The 17,470-nt window shown below is 65.7% G+C and carries 19 protein-coding genes; 11 read left to right on the top strand and 8 right to left on the bottom strand.

What is annotated here, in order from left to right:
* Positions 1 to 75 precede the first annotated feature (75 nt).
* Entirely contained in the window at positions 76 to 369 is a 294-nt protein-coding gene (locus KF707C_RS10340; RefSeq protein ID WP_004422562.1) for a DUF1883 domain-containing protein, read from the bottom strand.
* A gap of 134 nt (positions 370 to 503) precedes the next feature.
* On the opposite strand from KF707C_RS10340, the gene KF707C_RS10335 reads away from it, so the two are divergent.
* From KF707C_RS10335 to KF707C_RS10325, 3 genes are all read left to right on the top strand, one after another.
* The gene (locus KF707C_RS10335) at positions 504 to 1,115 is read left to right on the top strand and encodes a hypothetical protein (protein ID WP_004422561.1); all 612 of its coding nucleotides are present in this window, start codon (positions 504 to 506) and stop codon (positions 1,113 to 1,115) included.
* Positions 1,116 to 1,183: 68 nt separating this feature from the next.
* On the top strand, positions 1,184 to 2,224 hold the full coding sequence (locus KF707C_RS10330) for an RNA methyltransferase (RefSeq protein WP_004422560.1): 1,041 nt from the start codon (positions 1,184 to 1,186) through the stop codon (positions 2,222 to 2,224).
* Between the two features lie 50 nt (positions 2,225 to 2,274).
* Positions 2,275 to 2,493 (top strand): DUF2970 domain-containing protein, encoded by a 219-nt coding sequence (locus tag KF707C_RS10325; RefSeq protein WP_004422559.1) that lies wholly within the window; start codon positions 2,275 to 2,277, stop codon positions 2,491 to 2,493.
* 3 nt (positions 2,494 to 2,496) lie between these two features.
* On the opposite strand, the gene KF707C_RS10320 is transcribed toward KF707C_RS10325, so the two are convergent.
* Positions 2,497 to 3,582: an ABC transporter substrate-binding protein gene (locus KF707C_RS10320; protein WP_004422558.1), complete on the bottom strand. Its 1,086-nt coding sequence runs from the start codon at positions 3,580 to 3,582 to the stop codon at positions 2,497 to 2,499.
* Positions 3,583 to 4,036: 454 nt separating this feature from the next.
* On the opposite strand from KF707C_RS10320, the gene KF707C_RS10315 reads away from it, so the two are divergent.
* Both KF707C_RS10315 and KF707C_RS10310 read left to right on the top strand, forming a co-directional pair.
* Positions 4,037 to 5,695 carry a nitrite/sulfite reductase gene (locus KF707C_RS10315; RefSeq protein ID WP_004422553.1) on the top strand — a complete coding sequence of 553 codons (1,659 nt, stop codon included), beginning with the start codon at positions 4,037 to 4,039 and terminating at the stop codon, positions 5,693 to 5,695.
* The gene (locus KF707C_RS10310; protein WP_004422551.1) at positions 5,679 to 6,179 is read left to right on the top strand and encodes a DUF934 domain-containing protein; all 501 of its coding nucleotides are present in this window, start codon (positions 5,679 to 5,681) and stop codon (positions 6,177 to 6,179) included. The genes KF707C_RS10315 and KF707C_RS10310 overlap by 17 nt, the downstream gene beginning before the upstream one ends.
* A gap of 43 nt (positions 6,180 to 6,222) precedes the next feature.
* On the opposite strand, the gene KF707C_RS10305 is transcribed toward KF707C_RS10310, so the two are convergent.
* Positions 6,223 to 6,828 carry a TetR/AcrR family transcriptional regulator gene (locus KF707C_RS10305; RefSeq protein ID WP_004422549.1) on the bottom strand — a complete coding sequence of 202 codons (606 nt, stop codon included), beginning with the start codon at positions 6,826 to 6,828 and terminating at the stop codon, positions 6,223 to 6,225.
* Between the two features lie 111 nt (positions 6,829 to 6,939).
* On the opposite strand from KF707C_RS10305, the gene KF707C_RS10300 reads away from it, so the two are divergent.
* Entirely contained in the window at positions 6,940 to 7,794 is an 855-nt protein-coding gene (locus tag KF707C_RS10300) for an alpha/beta hydrolase family protein (RefSeq protein WP_004422548.1), read from the top strand.
* Between the two features lie 24 nt (positions 7,795 to 7,818).
* Here KF707C_RS10300 and sohB read toward each other — a convergent pair whose 3' ends face one another.
* Positions 7,819 to 8,844, bottom strand: a complete 1,026-nt coding sequence (gene sohB / locus KF707C_RS10295; RefSeq protein ID WP_036994187.1) for a protease SohB — start codon at positions 8,842 to 8,844, stop codon at positions 7,819 to 7,821.
* 211 nt (positions 8,845 to 9,055) lie between these two features.
* Here sohB and KF707C_RS10290 point away from each other — a divergent pair, with 211 nt between their 5' ends.
* The 4 genes from KF707C_RS10290 to KF707C_RS10275 all read left to right on the top strand — a co-directional run bounded on the left by KF707C_RS10290 (position 9,056) and on the right by KF707C_RS10275 (position 12,209).
* A complete protein-coding gene (locus KF707C_RS10290) occupies positions 9,056 to 9,766 on the top strand; it encodes a histidine phosphatase family protein (RefSeq protein WP_004422545.1) in 711 nt (236 codons plus the stop codon).
* A 57-nt stretch (positions 9,767 to 9,823) separates the two neighbouring features.
* On the top strand, positions 9,824 to 10,138 hold the full coding sequence (locus KF707C_RS10285) for an SCP2 sterol-binding domain-containing protein (RefSeq protein WP_004422544.1): 315 nt from the start codon (positions 9,824 to 9,826) through the stop codon (positions 10,136 to 10,138).
* Positions 10,139 to 10,345: 207 nt separating this feature from the next.
* A complete protein-coding gene (locus KF707C_RS10280; RefSeq protein ID WP_004422543.1) occupies positions 10,346 to 11,416 on the top strand; it encodes a phosphotransferase family protein in 1,071 nt (356 codons plus the stop codon).
* Between the two features lie 25 nt (positions 11,417 to 11,441).
* On the top strand, positions 11,442 to 12,209 hold the full coding sequence (locus tag KF707C_RS10275) for an SDR family oxidoreductase (RefSeq protein ID WP_004422542.1): 768 nt from the start codon (positions 11,442 to 11,444) through the stop codon (positions 12,207 to 12,209).
* A gap of 273 nt (positions 12,210 to 12,482) precedes the next feature.
* Here KF707C_RS10275 and KF707C_RS10270 read toward each other — a convergent pair whose 3' ends face one another.
* Entirely contained in the window at positions 12,483 to 13,133 is a 651-nt protein-coding gene (locus KF707C_RS10270) for a hypothetical protein (RefSeq protein WP_004422541.1), read from the bottom strand.
* Positions 13,134 to 13,233: 100 nt separating this feature from the next.
* Here KF707C_RS10270 and KF707C_RS10265 point away from each other — a divergent pair, with 100 nt between their 5' ends.
* Entirely contained in the window at positions 13,234 to 14,013 is a 780-nt protein-coding gene (locus KF707C_RS10265; RefSeq protein WP_004422540.1) for a TSUP family transporter, read from the top strand.
* On the opposite strand, the gene nudC is transcribed toward KF707C_RS10265, so the two are convergent.
* The 3 genes from nudC to KF707C_RS10250 are packed head-to-tail and all read right to left on the bottom strand — an operon-like array spanning position 13,987 to position 17,352.
* On the bottom strand, positions 13,987 to 14,820 hold the full coding sequence (gene nudC / locus KF707C_RS10260) for an NAD(+) diphosphatase (RefSeq protein ID WP_004422539.1): 834 nt from the start codon (positions 14,818 to 14,820) through the stop codon (positions 13,987 to 13,989). The genes KF707C_RS10265 and nudC overlap by 27 nt on opposite strands.
* Position 14,821: 1 nt before the next feature.
* The gene (locus tag KF707C_RS10255) at positions 14,822 to 16,501 is read right to left on the bottom strand and encodes a hypothetical protein (protein WP_004422537.1); all 1,680 of its coding nucleotides are present in this window, start codon (positions 16,499 to 16,501) and stop codon (positions 14,822 to 14,824) included.
* Positions 16,502 to 16,539: 38 nt separating this feature from the next.
* Positions 16,540 to 17,352 (bottom strand): crotonase/enoyl-CoA hydratase family protein, encoded by an 813-nt coding sequence (locus KF707C_RS10250; protein ID WP_004422534.1) that lies wholly within the window; start codon positions 17,350 to 17,352, stop codon positions 16,540 to 16,542.
* Between the last annotated feature and the right edge of the window lie 118 nt (positions 17,353 to 17,470).

The following is a 17,470-nucleotide window of genomic DNA, read 5'->3' as shown; positions in this document are numbered from 1 at the left end:
GTCGGGTCGCAGGCGGCGCCGCACAACGAAAAAGCCCCGGAATCTTCCGGGGCTTCTTCATTGCGGCGGTGGCTGTCAGCTGCCCGAACGGCGCACGAACTTGATCGACCACTGGAAGTTGGGCTTGCGGGTCACGCTGATGGCGCGACGGCTGACGGTGTCGAGGGTGACGTTCCAGAAGCCGCTGCTGGGCACCACGATCTTCGCCGGGAAGCAATCGAAGGCGCCCCCGTGGTAGCTGTGGCGGCCCCCGTTCTTGAAACTGCGGAAATTCGCGTCGTTCATCAGGCGGATGTTGCAGGTCTGCGAGCACTGGATGACCACGAGGTCCCCTTCGTTGAGGTGCTCGCGTTGATGGATGAACTTCATGAACCGCTCCCGGATCGCTGGATCGAACAGCGCGCAAGAATATCACGCCCGACTTGGCCTACGCTGAAAGAGCCGACCGGGACGTCGACAGGTCCCGGTCTTTCCCGCACCGTGCGACCGAGGTGATCTTCCCCATGCACAATGCCAAGCACCAGTACCTCCCCCTCATCCTCAGCCTCGCCCTGCTCGCGGCCTGCAGCGGCACGCCCCCCAGCGACGGGCTGACCAGCACCGGCTCCCGCGCCGAAGTCTTCGAGCCCGGGGTTCCGGGCGGCATCACCCAGGAAACCGAGCGCATCAGCGCAGTGGTCAGGGCCATCGACCCCGTCAAGCGCACCTTCGTGCTGGAGGACGAACAGGGCAACCGCCAGACCTTCCACGCCATTCCGGAGATGCGCAACTTCCCGCAGTTGGCGGTGGGCGACCGGGTCAACGCCGTGGTCACCCAGGAACGCGTGGTGCAGTTGCGCGAGCCGGGCCAGCCCGCCGGCAATGGCGCGGCCGGCATGGTGGCGGGCGCGCCCGAGGGCGCCAAGCCGGGCGTACTGATGGCCGACACCGTGGAGCTGACCGCCAAGGTCAAGGTCATCGACACCCTGAATCACACCGCCACCCTCGAATTCGCCGACGGCTCGCGCCGGGTGGTGCGGGTACGACCGGACATCGAGCTCCGTAACGAGTACCTCAATCAGGAGGTAGTCATCCGCGTGACCACCGCCATGGCGATCCGCGTCGAGAAGCCCTGACGAACGACCTTCGGCAGGCCCGCCGGGGCCTGCCACCACACCAATGACGGTGGTAGCATGCGCGCCCCATGCGAATCACCGACATCCACCAACGCCTCGCCGATCTCGGCGCCCTCCCCGTCCATAGCGGCCGGGTGGTGCGTGCCTGGCTGCAAGGCAAGCCGCTGGACGCCGGCACCCGGCGCCAGCACACCGAACACTTTCTCCCACTCAGCGTCCGCGCGGGCCTGCCAGCCCTGGCCGAAGACCTGCAGAACCTGGTGAGCCTGCGCTCCGAACACCCCGGAGCCGACGGCTCGGCCCGCCTCCTGGTGGCACTGGCCGATGGCCAGATGGTGGAAAGCGTGCTGCTACCCCGCGATGGACTCTGTGTGTCCACCCAGGTCGGTTGCGCGGTCGGCTGCGTCTTCTGCATGACAGGCAAGAGCGGCCTGCTGCGCCAGGTGGGCAGTGCCGAAATCGTCGCCCAGGTGGCCCTCGCCCGCCGCTTCCGGCCAGTGAAGAAGGTGGTGTTCATGGGGATGGGCGAACCCGCCCACAACCTCGACAACGTGCTGGAGGCCATCGACCTGCTGGGCACCGATGGCGGCATCGGTCACAAGAACCTCGTGTTCTCCACGGTGGGCGACCTGCGCGTCTTCGATCGCCTGCCCCGGGAGCGGGTCAAACCGGCCCTGGCGCTGTCGCTGCATACGACGCGCGCCGACCTGCGGGAGCGGCTACTGCCCAAGGCGCCACGCATCACGCCGGAGGAACTGGTGGAGCTGGGCGAGCGATACGCCCGGGACATCGGCTACCCGATCCAGTACCAGTGGACCCTGCTGCGCGGCATCAACGACAGCCAGGAGGAAATGGACGGCATCCTGGACCTGCTCAAGGGCAAGTACGCGGTGCTGAACCTGATTCCCTACAACAGCCTGGACGACGATGAGTACCAGCGCCCGGATGGCGACCGCATCGTGCAGATGGTCCGCTACCTGCACAGCCGCGGCATCCTCACCAAGGTGCGCAACTCCGCCGGACAGGACGTGGAAGGCGGCTGCGGCCAGCTTCGCGCCCGTGCCGTGGACCTGGTGAACACCCGCCGGCTGCATCGCCCGGCATCCTGACGGGCAAGCTCCGCAGGGCAGGCTAAGCTTCTGCCCCAGGGAGGTGCACCATGGACGACAATCACGATGATCGCCCGCTGACATTCCGCGAGATGCTGCAGAGCGTGCTCGCCGCCGCCTTTGGCGTGCAGAGCGGGAAGAACCGCGCCCGGGATTTCAGCCGGGGCAAGCCCAGCCACTTCATCATTCTCGGCGTGTTGTTCACCACCGCCTTCGTGCTGCTGCTCTACGGCCTGGTGCGCATCATCCTGCACCTGGCGGGTCTCTGAGCTTCAGTCCAGCAGCGGATCCAGGGTGAAGTCGTAGGTGCCGGCGCCTGAGCGCCCCACCCGGCTGAACGCACGGAAGTCCAGGTCGTAGCCCGGTTGCTGAAGATGGTGCAGCAGACGCCGTGCCTTGCGCTGGTCGAGGGACTGGAACAGGGGAACCCGCCGATCCTTGCCGCCCTGGCGGGCGAAATCCACACCGGCGTCATAATCATGAATCAGCACCATGGCCCACCCACCCAGGGTGAAGTGGCCACTGACCAGGCTGCTGATCCTGCCGTCGAGGAAGTTGCGGAGCACTTCCGGGGAGTTGTTCAGGGCCGACAGCAGCAGATCGCCCCCCGGCGTGCGGCCCAGTTCGGTGGCTGCCGCCATGACTCCGAAGGCCATCTCGTCATTGGCGGACCAGACCACGCTCACTTCGGGGTAGCGCTGAAGCAATTGCAGGGCCTGCTCGTAGGCCCGGTCGCGACGCCACTCGCTGTAGACCAGCTGACGCAGGCGGGCCTGGGGGAACTCTTCCAGCGCCCGCATCAGTCCTTGCTCGCGGAGCTGGGCCGCGGGGGTCTGCTTGACGCCGGAAAAGGCCAGGAGGTCGATGGGCTGGTCCGGTGTCTTGCGTGCCTGCTGGCTCAGCAGCGCCCGCGCCATGAGGTAGCCGGCCTCCTCGTCGTTGGGCACCATGCTGCCGATCCAGTCGGGGTAGCGCTCCCGGGTGCCGCCGGTAAGGGTCTGCTGGTCCTCGGTCAACTGGCTGTTCACCGTGAACAGCTTGACCCCACTGCCCCGCGACAGGCGCAGGATCTCGGGGCCTGCGTACTGCTCGTTGACGAACAACAGGTAGTCGGGACGATGCTCGCCCTGCAAGGCCTCGCGGGCCTGTTCCAGCATGCGGCGGATGTCCCGTTCGGCGTAGCGGATCTCCAGGTCCATACCCAGGTCGTCGGCCGCCGACTGCATGAATCGGCCGTAACTCGCCCAGAACGGCTCGTTCGCCCGACCAGGATTGAGAAACACGACGGAGGCAGCGTTGATCACCTGGCTGAAGCCCAGGCACAGGCAGAACAGCAGGGCGAGTCCCGGACCTTTCATTCCATCACCTAGCAAAAAACCGCGCGCAGTATAACGGCATATCGCCAGATGAACGGCGGGAACCGGGGCCGATCGGACGAACCGACCGGCCCTGGCGGCTTCGGGCTACTGGTGACTGACCCAGAATACGGCAGTGGATACGACGATCAGGATCAGGAAGAAGATGGCCCAGGCATCCACCTTGCTGTCGCTGCTGGTGTCTTCGGAATGTTCGGTCATGGCGTCCCCCTTGTTCTGGTTATAGGCGGCTGGCACTTCGAGTAAAGACCAGCCCCCGCCGCCCCTCAAGCCGCCGGGTTATTCCAGGTCGCCTCCCAATAACTTCCAGTTCTTTACATATACTCAAACATCACTTTTGCGCATAACCCTGAACTGGTATCTTCCTCCGGCTCCGCGGGGAGTGCGCGGCCGTGCGCGCAGAAAAGCTGTAAGCAGCCTGACAACAGGACATTTCATGTACGTATACGACGAGTACGATCAACGGATCGTCGAGGACCGCGTCAAGCAGTTCCGCGATCAGACCCGCCGCTATCTGGAAGGCGAGCTTTCGGGTGAGGAATTCCGTCCGCTGCGCCTGCAGAACGGCCTCTATATCCAGCGCTACGCGCCCATGCTGCGGGTGGCCGTGCCCTATGGCCTGCTCTCTTCCGTCCAGGTACGCAAGCTGGCCCAGATCGCTCGCGACTACGACAAGGGCTACGCCCACATCAGCACCCGCCAGAACGTCCAGTTCAACTGGCCGGAACTGGAAGATGTGCCGGAGATCCTCGCCGAGCTGGCCACCGTGCAGATGCACGCGATCCAGACCAGCGGCAACTGCATCCGCAATACCACCACCGACCAGTTCGCCGGCGTCGCCCGTGACGAGCTCGTGGACCCGCGCCCCTGGTGCGAGATCATCCGCCAGTGGTCCACCTTCCATCCCGAGTTCTCCCACCTGCCGCGCAAGTTCAAGATCGCCGTGAATGGCGCCGTGAGCGACCGCGCCGCGGTTGAAGTGCATGACATCGGCCTGGAAGCGGTGAAAAACGAAGCCGGTGAACTGGGCTTCCGCGTCTCCGTCGGCGGCGGCCTGGGTCGCACGCCCATCGTCGGCAGCTTCATCAACGAGTTCCTGCCCTGGCAGCACCTGCTGAGCTACCTGGACGCCATCCTGCGCGTCTACAACCGCTATGGTCGCCGGGACAACAAGTACAAGGCGCGCATCAAGATCCTGGTCAAGGCCCTGGGTCCCGACGTGTTCGCCGAGCGCGTCAACGCCGAGTGGGCCCATCTCAAGGATGGCCCCACCACCCTGACCCAGGAAGAAGTCGAGCGCGTTGCCAAGCACTTCGTCGACCCGGCCTACAAGGCCCTGGACGACCAGGATGCCGCCCTCGCCGCCCTGGACGCAGAGCACCCGGGCTTCGCCCGCTGGCGCAGCCGCAACACCTTCGCCCACAAGAAGCCCGGCTACGTGGCCGTGACCCTGTCGCTGAAGCCCACCGGCGTCGCCCCGGGCGACGTCACCGACAAGCAGCTGGACGCCATCGCCGATCTGGCCGATCGCTATGCCTTCGGTGAAGTGCGCAACAGCCACAACCAGAACATCATCCTTGCCGACGTCGAGCAGGCGCAGCTGTTCGCCCTCTGGGGCGAGCTGCGCGAGCTGGGCTTCGCCACCCCGAACGTGGGCCTGCTGACCGACATCATCTGCTGCCCGGGCGGTGACTTCTGCTCCCTGGCCAACGCCAAGTCGATCCCGGTGGCCGAAGCCATCCAGCGTCGCTTCGACGACCTGGATTACCTGTTCGACATCGGCAACCTGGACCTGAACATCTCCGGCTGCATGAACGCCTGCGGTCACCACCACGTGGGTCATATCGGCATCCTCGGCGTGGACAAGAAGGGCCAGGAGTTCTACCAGGTGTCCCTGGGCGGCAGCGCCGGCCGCGACGCCAGCCTGGCCCAGATCCTCGGCCCCTCCTTCGCCCAGAACGAGATGGCCGACGTGATCGAGAAGATCATCAAGGTCTATGTGGAACAGCGCACCGAGGACGAGCAGTTCCTCGACACCTTCCGCCGTATCGGTATCGATCCGTTCAAGGAGCGCGTATATGCAGCGAATCATTAAGAACGGCCAGGTGATCGACGAAACCTGGCACCTGCTGGACAAGGACGCCACCCTCGAAGGCATCCCGAACTGCGACGACATCATCGTGCCGCTGGCCCTCTGGGTCGACCACGGCCATGCCCTGAAAGTGCGTGACGGTGGCCTGGGCGTCTGGCTGGATGCTGGCGAGGAGATCGAGGAAATCGCAGGCGATCTGGAGCACTTCCAGGTCATCGCCCTGAACTTCCCGGCCTTCACCGACGGCCGCCATTCCTCGACCGCCTACCTGCTGCGCCAGCGCTATGGCTACCAGGGTGAAGTCCGCGCCATCGGCGATGTACTCCGCGACCAACTGTTCGCCCTCAAGCGTTGCGGCTTCGACGCCTTCGCCCTGCGCGCGGACAAGGACCCCTACGACGCGCTGAAGGCCTTCGAGGACTTCAGCGAGGTCTACCAGGCCTCCGCAGACGAGCCGCAGCCGCTGTTCCGCCGCCGCTCGGCCTGACCCCGAGACACCGAAAAGCCCCGCACTGCGGGGCTTTCCGTTTTCAGGGCATCGACACCAACCTGACCTGGCGCGCCCGCACCGCCTCCCAGGCGGCGTCCATGAACAGCTCTCGGCAGTCCGCCAGGTGGGTGCGGGTACGCCCCGCCAGCCAGTGCCGGGAAAAATCCTGGGCGGGCCCGATGACGATGGAGACGAAACACTCCCTCGGCATCTTCCGGAACGCACCGGCTTCGCGATGCGGCCGCAGCACCTCGTCGATGCGGCCATGATGCAGGCGGTTGGCCTCCCGCAACCGCTCGCCCATCTCGCTCGCCTCCACCCGGCCCCGACTGTGCAGGATAAAGCGCGCCCACTCGGGGTTCGCGACCACCCAATCGATGTAGCAGGCCACCAGCAGGCGGATGCAGGCCTCGGCACTGTCCGCCCCGGAAAATCCGTCCTCCACCAATCGCGCGTATTGGCCAACCCCCTCCAGGTACAGCGCCCCGATGATGCGTTCCTTGTTGCCGAAATGGTGGTACAGGCTCCCGATGCTCGCACCGGAACGGTCCCGAATCATCTCGATGGTGGTGGCATCGACGCCCTGTTCGCTGAAGCAGGCCAGCGCGGCCTGGAGAATCTCGTCTTTGCGGGAGGGACGACCCATGGATTGCCTCTGCTGGAACTAGAATAATTTTCTAGAATAACTTTCTGGTTTTCGTATACTGCCCGGGTTCTCGCGATTCCAGAAGCCCCTTGAAGCTCCAGGACTGATGCCATGATCAACCCGACAGAAACCCGAATCGACAACGGTAACGGCCACACCATCAGCACCCACTGGTTCCGCCCCGAGGGCGAGATGCGTGCGGCGGTGCTCATAGTACCCGCCATGGGCGTACCCCAGCGCTTCTATGCGCCTTTCGCCACCTGGCTCGCCGAACGTGGCTACCTGGTGGCCACCTTCGACTACGTGGGTATGGGCCTTTCGCGCAACGGTCACCTGCGCGACCTCGACGTGGACATCCTCGACTGGGCGCGGCACGACTGCAGCACCGTACTCTCGCTGATCGCCAATGCCGCCGGCGACAAGCCGCTGTACTGGATCGGCCACAGCCTGGGCGGCCAGATCCTGCCGTTCGTGACGGGAGCCGAGCGCATCACCCGGGTCCTGACCATCGCCACCGGCAGTGGCTACTGGCGGGAAAACACCGCCGAGCTGCGCCGCCGCGTCTGGCTGCTGTGGTTCCTGGTCGCGCCCCTGGTCACACCGCTGGCCGGGTACTTCCCGGGCAAGCGCCTCGGCATGGTCGGTGACTTGCCCCGTGGCGTGATCCGCCAGTGGCGCCGCTGGTGCCTGGACCCGGAGTACGCCGTGGGCGCGGAAGGCGAAGACGTGCGGGCGGCCTACTCCAGCGTGCGCATCCCCATCACGGCGATCTCCTTCACCGATGACGAGATGATGTCCGGGCGCAACACCGAATCGCTTCACAGCTTCTACCGCGAAGCGGAGAAACGCTTCCGCCGCATCGCGCCGGCGGAGGTGGGCGAGCAGCGCATCGGCCATTTCGGCTTCTTCAAGCCCCAGTTCCAACGTTCGCTCTGGGAAGAGGTGTTGCTCCCCGAGCTGGCCTGAGGCCAGCCCGGGGCGAATCACGCGCTACTGCCAGAAGCGTTGCTGCGTGAGTCGGCTCCACCAGTTCAGCAACACCCGGTCGATGGCCACCGCCGCGGCCAGCCCGACGCGTTCCTGCAGGCTCTTGCGGGCGCTGTAGTGAAGGTGGAACAGCTCCGCCTCCTTCGCCCGCTCGGCCAGGTACTCGTCGCTGGTGCGCAACTCGTCCACCAGCTTTTTCTCCAGCGCCGCCATGCCCAGCCAGACCTCACCCGTGGCGATCTCCGCCATGTCCAGTTCAGGGCGGTAGCGACCGACGAAACCCTTGAACAGCTCGTGGGTGGTTTCCAGGTCTTCCTGGAATTTCTGCCGGCCCTTCTCGGTGTTCTCGCCGAACACCGTGAGGGTGCGCTTGTATTCGCCAGCGGTGAGTACCTCGAAGTCGATGTCGTGCTTCTTCAGCAGGCGATGGACGTTGGGCAACTGGGCCACCACGCCGATGGAGCCGATGATGGAGAACGGCGCGGCGAGAATCTTCTGTCCGATGCAGGCCATCATGTAGCCGCCGCTGGCCGCCACCTTGTCCACGCAGACCGTCAGCGGCACGCCGGCATCGCGGATGCGCGCCAGCTGGGACGACGCCAGGCCGTAGCTGTGCACCATGCCGCCGCCACTCTCGAGTCGCACCACCACCTCGTCCTTGTCACTGGCCAGCGTCAGCAGCGCGGTGACTTCATGACGCAGGTGGTCGGTGGCCGATGCCTTGATGTCGCCGTTGAAGTCCAGCACGAAGACCCGGGGCTTCGACTCGCCGGACTTCTTCGCCAGCTTGGCCGCCTTGGCTTCCGCCTTGCGCGCGGCCTTGAGGTGCGCCTTGTCCAGCACCGAATGCTCCAGCCGCTCCCGCAGGTCCTTGTAGAAGTCATTGAGCTTGCGTACGTCCAGGTGCCCGCCGCCGATACGGCGGTTGCGCCCGCGTAGCGCCGCGATGGCCACCAGGACCACCAGGATGGCGACGACCAGGGTCACGACCCGGGCCAGGAAGCCTGCGTACTCGGCGAAGAAATCCACTGAAATCCCCCTCATCAGTGCAATGGGCGCTCGCCTGGAGGCGGCGCAAAGAGCCGAAAGCATAACGGCGCCACCGGACACCCGCCAGCGCGCGGAAACCTCTGCATAAACACTGGGAATGCATTCAAACAAGCGTATGTTTTTTCGTTGACAGCTCCCCGGCCTTCCCCCTAACCTCCGCCAGACTTTCAATCTCGCGGGACGCCAGCACGTGGGCAGCATCTACCTGATTCGACATGGCCAGGCGTCCTTCGGCGCCGACGACTACGATGTGCTCTCGCCCGTCGGCGTCCGCCAGGCGGAGGTCCTCGGTGGACACCTCGCGCAGCTTGGCCTGCGCCTGGATCGTTGCTACAGCGGCAACCTGCGCCGCCAGCAGCACACCGCCCAGGCGGCGCTGGCACAGTTCGACGCCGCCGGCATCGGTGCCCCCGCCATCCTGGTCGACCCGGCCTTCAACGAATTCGACGCCGACGCGGTGATCCGCGCCCTGCTGCCCGACCTGCTCCCGGAAGAACCCGAAGCCCTGGAGGTGCTGCGCAATCCCGCACAGAACCGCGCGGAGTTCCAGCGACTGTTCTCCACCCTGGTGCTGCGCTGGGTCGCCGGCACTCACGACAAGCCCGGCCTGCAGAGCTGGAAGGGCTTCGTCGAGCAGGTCCGAGGCGGGCTGGAGCGCGTACTGGCGGAGGCCGACCGCAAGGACAACATCGCCGTGTTCACCTCGGGCGGCACCATCACCGCCCTGCTCCACCTGGTGACCGGCATTCCGGCCGACAGCGCCTTCGGCCTCAACTGGCAGATCGTCAACACCTCGCTCAACCGCCTGAAGTTCCGCGGCAACGAGGTGACCCTGGCTTCCTTCAACAGTCATGTGCATCTGGAACTGTTGAGGGCGCCGGAGCTCATCACCTACCGGTGAGCCCGGCCCATTGCGGCCGGACGGCCGCCGAAAAAACCCTAGAAAAAGGAAAACACCATGACCAACGTTGCTGACATCGTCAAAACCATGCAGTCCAAGTTCAACGCCGGTGCCGCCGCCGGCCTGGACCTGGTGTTCCAGTTCAACATCGAAGATGGCGACAACCACTACCTGGTCGTGAAGGACGGCACCTGCGACGTGCAGCAGGGAGACGCCGAGAACCCGAACGTTACCCTGATCATGGACAGCGCCACCCTGGTGGGCATCATGACCGGCGAAACCGACGGCATGCAGGCCTTCATGGCCGGCAAGCTGCGCGCCGAAGGCGACATGATGCTCGCCATGAAGCTCGGCGAACTCTTCCCGGTCTGAGCCTCCGAGCCGACCAGGAGCAGAGAGAACCGGAGTCCCAGGGCTCCGGTTTTTTTTCGCCCGAAGCCTTTGGCCTGCGCGAATCAGGCAGCCTGATTGTGCTGCAACACCTTTGTCTATAACGGCTCGCAGCGCTTGTGACGCCTCCGGGGCGGCATTAGATTAGCGAATAATCTCGGGCCCTCATCATAAGTAGAAGGGATAAGCATGTCGCTTACTGATCAGTCCACCCGCATCCGCGAAGGCGAAGAGCTCGACGCCGCGGCCATCGACCCGTACCTCAAGGCGCACATTCCCGGCCTGTCCGGCACGCCACGCATCAGCCAGTTCCCCGGAGGCGCCTCGAACCTGACCTATCTCCTGGAATACCCCGAGAAGGAGTTCGTCCTGCGTCGTCCGCCATTCGGGAAGAAGGCCAAGTCGGCCCACGACATGGGTCGCGAGTTCCGCATCCTCAACCAGCTCAACGCCGGCTTCCCCTACTGCCCGAAGGCCTACGTGCACTGCACCGACGAGTCGGTGATCGGCGCCGAGTTCTACGTCATGGAGCGGGTCAAGGGCGTGATCCTGCGGGCCGATGTCCCGGCCGAGCTGAATCTCGACGAAGCCAGTACTCGCAAGCTGTGCAGGAGCTTCATCGACAAGCTCGTCGAGCTGCACAACGTCGACTACGAGGCCTGCGGCCTGGGCGACCTGGGTAAGCCGGAGGGCTACGTGCAGCGCCAGATCGGGGGCTGGAGCGACCGCTACGAGAAGGCCATGACCCCGGACGCCCCCACCTGGGAGCCGGTCAAGGCCTGGCTCAAGGACAAGATGCCCGCCGACCATCACAAGCCCGGCATCGTCCACAACGACTACCGCTTCGACAACGTCATCCTCGACCCGAACGATCCGCTGAAGATCATCGGCGTGCTGGACTGGGAACTGACCACCATCGGCGACCCGCTGATGGACCTGGGCAACACCCTGGCCTACTGGATCGAAGCCAAGGATCCGGCCCCGGTGCAACTGATGCGCCGCCAGCCCAGCCACCTGCCGGGCATGCTCACCCGCCGCGAGTTCGCCGACTACTATGCCGAGCGCGCCGGCCTGCCGCCCATCGAGAACCTGGATTTCTACTACACCTACGGGCTGTTCCGCCTGGCCGGCATCGTCCAGCAGATCTACTACCGCTATTACCACGGACAGACCCAGGACAAGCGCTTCGCCCAATTCATCCAGATGAACAAGCTGCTGGAGCAAATGAGCCTGCAGGTCATCAACCAATCACGGCTGTAAACCGGATCACAACAAGGGGAACCCCATGTCCAAGACCAACCTGTTCGACCTCGACGGCAAGATCGCCTTCGTTTCCGGCGCCAGCCGCGGCATCGGCGAAGCCATCGCCAAGCTTCTGGCCCAGCAAGGCGCACACGTGATCGTCTCCAGCCGCAAGATCGACGGCTGCCAGGCCGTGGCCGACGCCATCGTCGCGGAGGGCGGCAAGGCCACCGCCATCGCCTGCCACATTGGCGAGATGGAGCAGATCCAGAACGTCTTCGCCCAGATCCGCGAGCAGTTCGGTCGCCTGGATATCCTGGTGAACAACGCCGCCACCAACCCGCAGTTCTGCAACGTACTGGACACCGACCTGTCGGCCTTCCAGAAGACCGTCGACGTGAACATCCGCGGCTACTACTTCATGTCCATCGAAGGCGGCAAGCTGATGAAGCAGAACGGCGGCGGCAGCATCATCAACGTCGCGTCCATCAACGGCGTCTCCCCGGGCGAGTTCCAGGGCATCTACTCGGTGACCAAGGCCGCCGTGATCAGCATGACCAAGGTCTTCGCCAAGGAGTGCGCGCAGTTCGGCATCCGCTGCAACGCCCTGCTGCCGGGCCTGACCGATACCAAGTTCGCCTCGGCCCTGACCCAGAACGACGCCATCCTCAAGGTCGCCCTGCAGCGCATTCCGCTCAAGCGCGTGGCGGATCCGAGCGAAATGGCCGGAGCGGTGCTCTACCTCGCCAGCGAGGCCTCGAGCTACACCACCGGCGTATCGCTGAACGTGGACGGCGGCTTCCTCTGCTGAGACGCCCCGGGCATACGAGGAGGGAGCCTTCGGGCTCCCTTTCTTTTTTGCCGATGCGACCTCGATGGGGAAACCCGCGCATCCGCACCATTCGCCGGCAAGCCGGCTCCTACGAAATCAGGCCCCGCCGTAGGAGCGAGCTTGCTCGCGAACCCATCTGCACCATTCGCCGGCAAGCCGGCTCCTGCGGACCTGCCGCCCCCTGTAGGAGCGAGCTCGCTCGCGAAGCGGTACGCAAGATTCGCCGGCAAGCCGGCTCCTACAGGCAACGCCTCAGCGCCAATTCCTGAGCGCGTCCTTGGCCACCTGATTCAAGGGGTCGGCCATCAGGCCGGTGGGCGAAAGGCTGACGGTGAACACCGCGCCATCGGCCATGGGCAGGTAGGTCACCCGCTGCGCCTCGGGGGCGAAGAGGAAGAAGTCCCGCTGGCTCAGCCGCAGCCAGCGCCAGAAGTCGACGCCATAGGGGCTGCTGGCGAGCTGCGCACGGGGATGCTGCGCCAGGGCCTGCTGCTCGATGGCCAGGAAGCGTCCCGACAACCGCTCCAGGCGGTAACCCGGCTCCAGCCCCAGCAATGCACCCAGGCCTTTCCAGCGGAACAGGCGTGCGTCCAGTTGCCAGAGATCGCCGTCCAGCAGCACCTCCCGCGCACGCGCGCCTTCCAGCAGGGTCACCTGATAGCGCTGGGAGGCCAAGGCCTTGAACTCGAGGGTGACAAGGGGCTTGTCGACCGGCAGTTGGTCGTAGCTCCACAGATCCTTCGCCACCAGTGCCACCAGCGCCGCGACTGCCAGGAAGAGCAACCCGCATGTCCCCCTCAGCCAGCCCAGGAACCAGCCACGACCGAAGAGAATCCGCGCGGCGACCGCCGCCGCCAGCAATGCCAGCAGCGCGGCCGCCCAGGCCAGCCCGTCATACTGCATGGAGCCCATTCCTTATGCATGAAAATGGCGGCATTATGCGCAACTCCCCCCGCCGCAGCCATACGACACGCGGCAGTTGTAGACACGGACCTCGTTTTCCATGCCCATCCCCTTCGAGCTGGCGGTCGATCCCGCCACCCTGGCCATTCTCGCCGCCGTCGCCTTCCTTGCCGGTTTCATCGACGCCATCGCGGGCGGTGGAGGTCTGCTGACCATTCCCGCCCTGCTCACCGCCGGCCTGCCGCCGCATCTGGTGCTGGGCACCAACAAGCTCTGCGCCACCTTCGGTTCCGCCACCGCCGCCTTCACCTTCTATCGGCGCAAGCTGTTCGACCCACGCAAATGGCGCAACGCCCTGCTGGCCACGGCCATCGGCGCCGCCCTGGGCGCGGTGATCGCCCACTGGCTACCCGCGGCCTGGCTCAACCAGATGCTACCGGTGGTGGTGTTCGGCTGCGGCCTGTACCTGCTGTTCGGCAAGACGCCGGATGTGGCCCACGACGAGCACGCCCCCATCGCCCGGCGGCGGCAGTGGCCCCAGGGCCTGGGACTGGGCTTCTACGACGGCGTCGCCGGACCGGGCACCGGCGCCTTCTGGACCGTCAGCAGCCTGCTGCTCTATCCACTGGACCTGGTCCGCGCCAGCGGCGTGGCGCGCAGCATGAACTTCGTCAGCAACGCCATGGCGCTGGCGGTGTTCATCGCGGCGGGGCAAGTGGCCTGGGCCCTGGGAATCGCCATGGGCCTGGCACTGATGGCCGGGGCCTTCTTCGGCGCACGCACCGCCATCCAGGGCGGCGCCAAGTTCATCCGCCCGGTGTTCATCCTCGTGGTACTGGCGCTGACCGCGCGCCTAGTCTGGCAGCACTGGCTCGGCTAGACCGAGCTTGCGCGCGACATGGAGGTCGATGAGGTAGCGCGCGATGGAGCGCGGCGCCGGCAGCGGCGGTAGCGCATCCAGGGGAAACCAGCGCGCATCCTCGATCTCCCCCGGCTGGGGCACGATCTCGCCGCTCCGGTACTCGGCATGGAAGCCCAGCATCAGGGAATGCGGGAAAGGCCAGTTCTGGCTGGCGATGTACTGGATCCGGCCGATCTCCACGCCCACCTCCTCCCGCACTTCACGGGCGACACAGGCTTCCACCGACTCACCCGGCTCGACGAACCCGGCCAGGGTGCTGTAGACGCCCGTGACGAAGCGCGGCGAACGCGCCAGCAGCAACTCGTCACCCCGGGTGACCAGCACGATCATGCTGGGCGAGAGGCGGGGGTAATGGTGAACCTGGCAGCTCGGGCAGCCCATGGCGCGCTCCCCGGGGATCGCCTCCATCGGCTGGCCACAACTGCCACAGAAGCGATGCTGGTCCGCCCAGGTGCCGATCTGGCTGGCGTAACCCAGCATGCGGAAGAGATCGGCGTCCCCCTGCAACATCACCTGGCGCAGGCCCTGCCAGTAGCAGCCGGGCAGCTCGGCCGGCTGGGCCAGCTCGAGCAGGTAGACGGCATCGCCGTCGAAGTGGCCGATGCCATGTTCGGCCAGGACCGGCAGCTCCTGGCGCTTGAGCCATTCGCGGGGAAAGAGCACGCCATTGCTGTCCGTGAGGAACTGCTGGCGGCAATGGACCACCACCCAGCCGCCGGCCTGCCGCGTATCCAGCAGGCCTGATTGCCAACGTGAACTGACCATCTCAGGCCGCCACCGGCAGGCCCAGGGCCCGCACGCTGTTGGCCGCCAGGTCGAGGACGCCGTCCTGGAAGCCCCGGCGCATGCCGGCGCCACCTTCCAGGTAGTACTCCAGGCTGGTCAGTGCATCGGCCAGGACTTCCAACATCTGCTCCGACGGCATGGCGCCCGCATCCAGCATCTGCTGCTGGATGTAGTCGCCACAGGCGCCCACAAGGGCGGCGGCGCGCTCCTGGCCGAGGAACCAGAGTCCGCCACGCACGGCCTGGAGGCTGACCGGGACATTGGCCAGGTGCAGCCTGTCGCCGCCGGACTCCAGGTAGGCGGTGATGGCGCGCTTGGCCAGGGCCAGTCCGGCCTGGGCCTCGTCCAGCACCACGATGCGAGCCTCGGCCAGCTGGTGGTTGGCGAAGGACTCGGCCTCCTGGCCCGGCGTCGCCGCGACACGGGCGCCACGGCGCTCGCCGCTGTCGAGGCCCGCCACCATGCTTTCCACATAGAGCACGGCATCGGCCAGCTTCATCAGGTCGCCCTGCTCCACCGCTGCCCCCATCCCCCAGGCGGCCACCATGCCCAGTTTGGATTGCAGCGCGTTGCCCGGGGAAATGAGGCCGACCATCAGCAGGGTCTTGCCCAGCTTGCCCAGCAGGCCGTGCAGCGTGTCATAGGCCTCGGCCGGCGCGGTTCCCCGCTCGATCAGGTCGATGAGGTCCTTGACGCTGTTGAGCTCCTCGAAGATGGCCGAGGACAGCGAACGCATCACCGATTGACCCGGACCCGACAGCCGCTGGTACTCCTCCTCCAGCAACTGGTCGCTGAAGGGCAGCGCGGTCATGCCGAACAGGGCCCGCAGCTCGGTGGCGCGAGGGCCACGGCTGTCGGCCAGGGCCACGAGGTAGAGCAGCTCCTTGAGCACGCTGCGCGGTGCCTCGTAGGCCTCATTGGCCAGCAGCAGCTTCAGCTCGCGATCCAGGCGGGAAAACAGCTGTTTGCGGGACTTGCGCGCCAGCAGCGGGCCATCGACCTGGGCTTCCACGGCGGCGGCGGCGATCCAGCAGAGGCGACCACGAGGCTGGTCGGCGAAGAGTTTCTCCAGGCCACCCAGGGCGCGCTCCATGGTACGCAGGGCGGACGCTGGCTTCTGTCCGCGCAGGAAGCCGAGCAGGCCCTGCTGGTACGCCTGGCGGAAGCGCCGGGCCAGGCCGCCGCGATCGACGCCCTCCGGCAGTCGCACGGGCGTGGCGTCCAGGCGCGCCTGATCCAGGCGTACGCTGAAGAAGAAGCTCTCCGGCAGCGGCGGTTGGCCACCGGCCTGACGCAGGTCGTTGATGGCCGGCAGCAGCAGCTCGGGCATCTCCTGGCGATGCAGGTCGAGGTTCTCCAGGTAGCGACGCAGGACATAGAGCGCATTGCTCAGGGCGGAGAGCTGGATATCACGCTCCTCGCCCGCGCCGGTGGGAATATCGGTGGCCTGGTCGAGCAGCTCCTGGGCCAGCATTTCGGCACCGGCCAGCTCGATCAGCTTGAGGGTTCCGCGTACCTGGTGCATGGCCTCCACGGCTTGCTGCAACAGGCTGCCGTTCTGGCGTTCGGCGATGAACTGCTCGAGGCTCTGCTCGGCCTGTTCCATGGTGGCGAACAGCTCGTCGCGCACCAGTCCCAGCGAAGTGACTCCGGTAACCATGCCTTAGTGCGCCTCCGGCGCGAATCTGCGGTACCGCATCAGTCAGCGAACTCGGGCTTCTGTTTACTCATGTGGGCGGTCATGGCCACTCGCAGGTCGGCGGATTGCAGCATGGCGGCGTTCCAGGTCGCGATGTATTCCAGGCCGTCATCCACGCGGTGGTCACGCATGTAGCGGATCATTTCCTTGGTTCCGCGCACGGCGATGGGGGACTTGGCGGCGATCTCCCGGGCGATGGCGAAAACACCCTCCAGCAGGGACTCCTGGTCGGCAAAGGTGCGATTCACCAGGCCGAGGCGCTCGGCCTCGGCACCGTCGATGGTTCGACCGGTGTAGGCCAGCTCCCGCATCATGCCGTCGCCGATGATCCGGGGCAGGCGCTGCAGGGTGCCGACGTCAGCCGCCATGCCGATGTCGATCTCCTTGATGGAGAACTGGGCATCGAGGGTGGAGTAGCGCATGTCGCAGGCGGAGACCAGGTCGATGGCGCCGCCCAGGCAATACCCCTGGATGGCCGCCAGAACGGGCTTGCTACAGGCGTCGACGGCATTGAAGGCCGCCTGCAGTTCGAGAATCTTGCGCCTCAGGGAGCGGGCGTTGCGGCCGGCGTCCGGGCCGAGCTGGGCGCCCACTGATGCCAGCATCATCAGGTCGATGCCGGAGGAGAAATGCTTGCCGGCGCCCGACAGCACCACCGCCCTCACTTCGTCGTTCTCTTCGATCTCCTGGAAGATCGTGATGATCTCCTTCCAGAAGTCCGCGTTCATCGCGTTGACCTTTTCAGGGCGGTTGATCTGCACATGGGCGATCTTGTCTGCCAACTCTACTCGGAAGGCTTTGTAGTCAGGCACGGGTCGGTCCTCGGCGTGCGCCACAGTGGGATGGGGCTTTGGGGAATCCCGGCAACTATAACAAGCGAACGTCAAAAGTCGATGGCGGCCACTGTGACGCAGGCCACGCCCAGCGACT

Origin of the sequence: Pseudomonas furukawaii (assembly GCF_002355475.1) — a bacterium.
Taxonomy (GTDB): domain Bacteria; phylum Pseudomonadota; class Gammaproteobacteria; order Pseudomonadales; family Pseudomonadaceae; genus Metapseudomonas; species Metapseudomonas furukawaii.
Note: the sequence above shows the minus strand (reverse complement) of the source record. Positions and strands in the feature narration are given on the sequence as shown.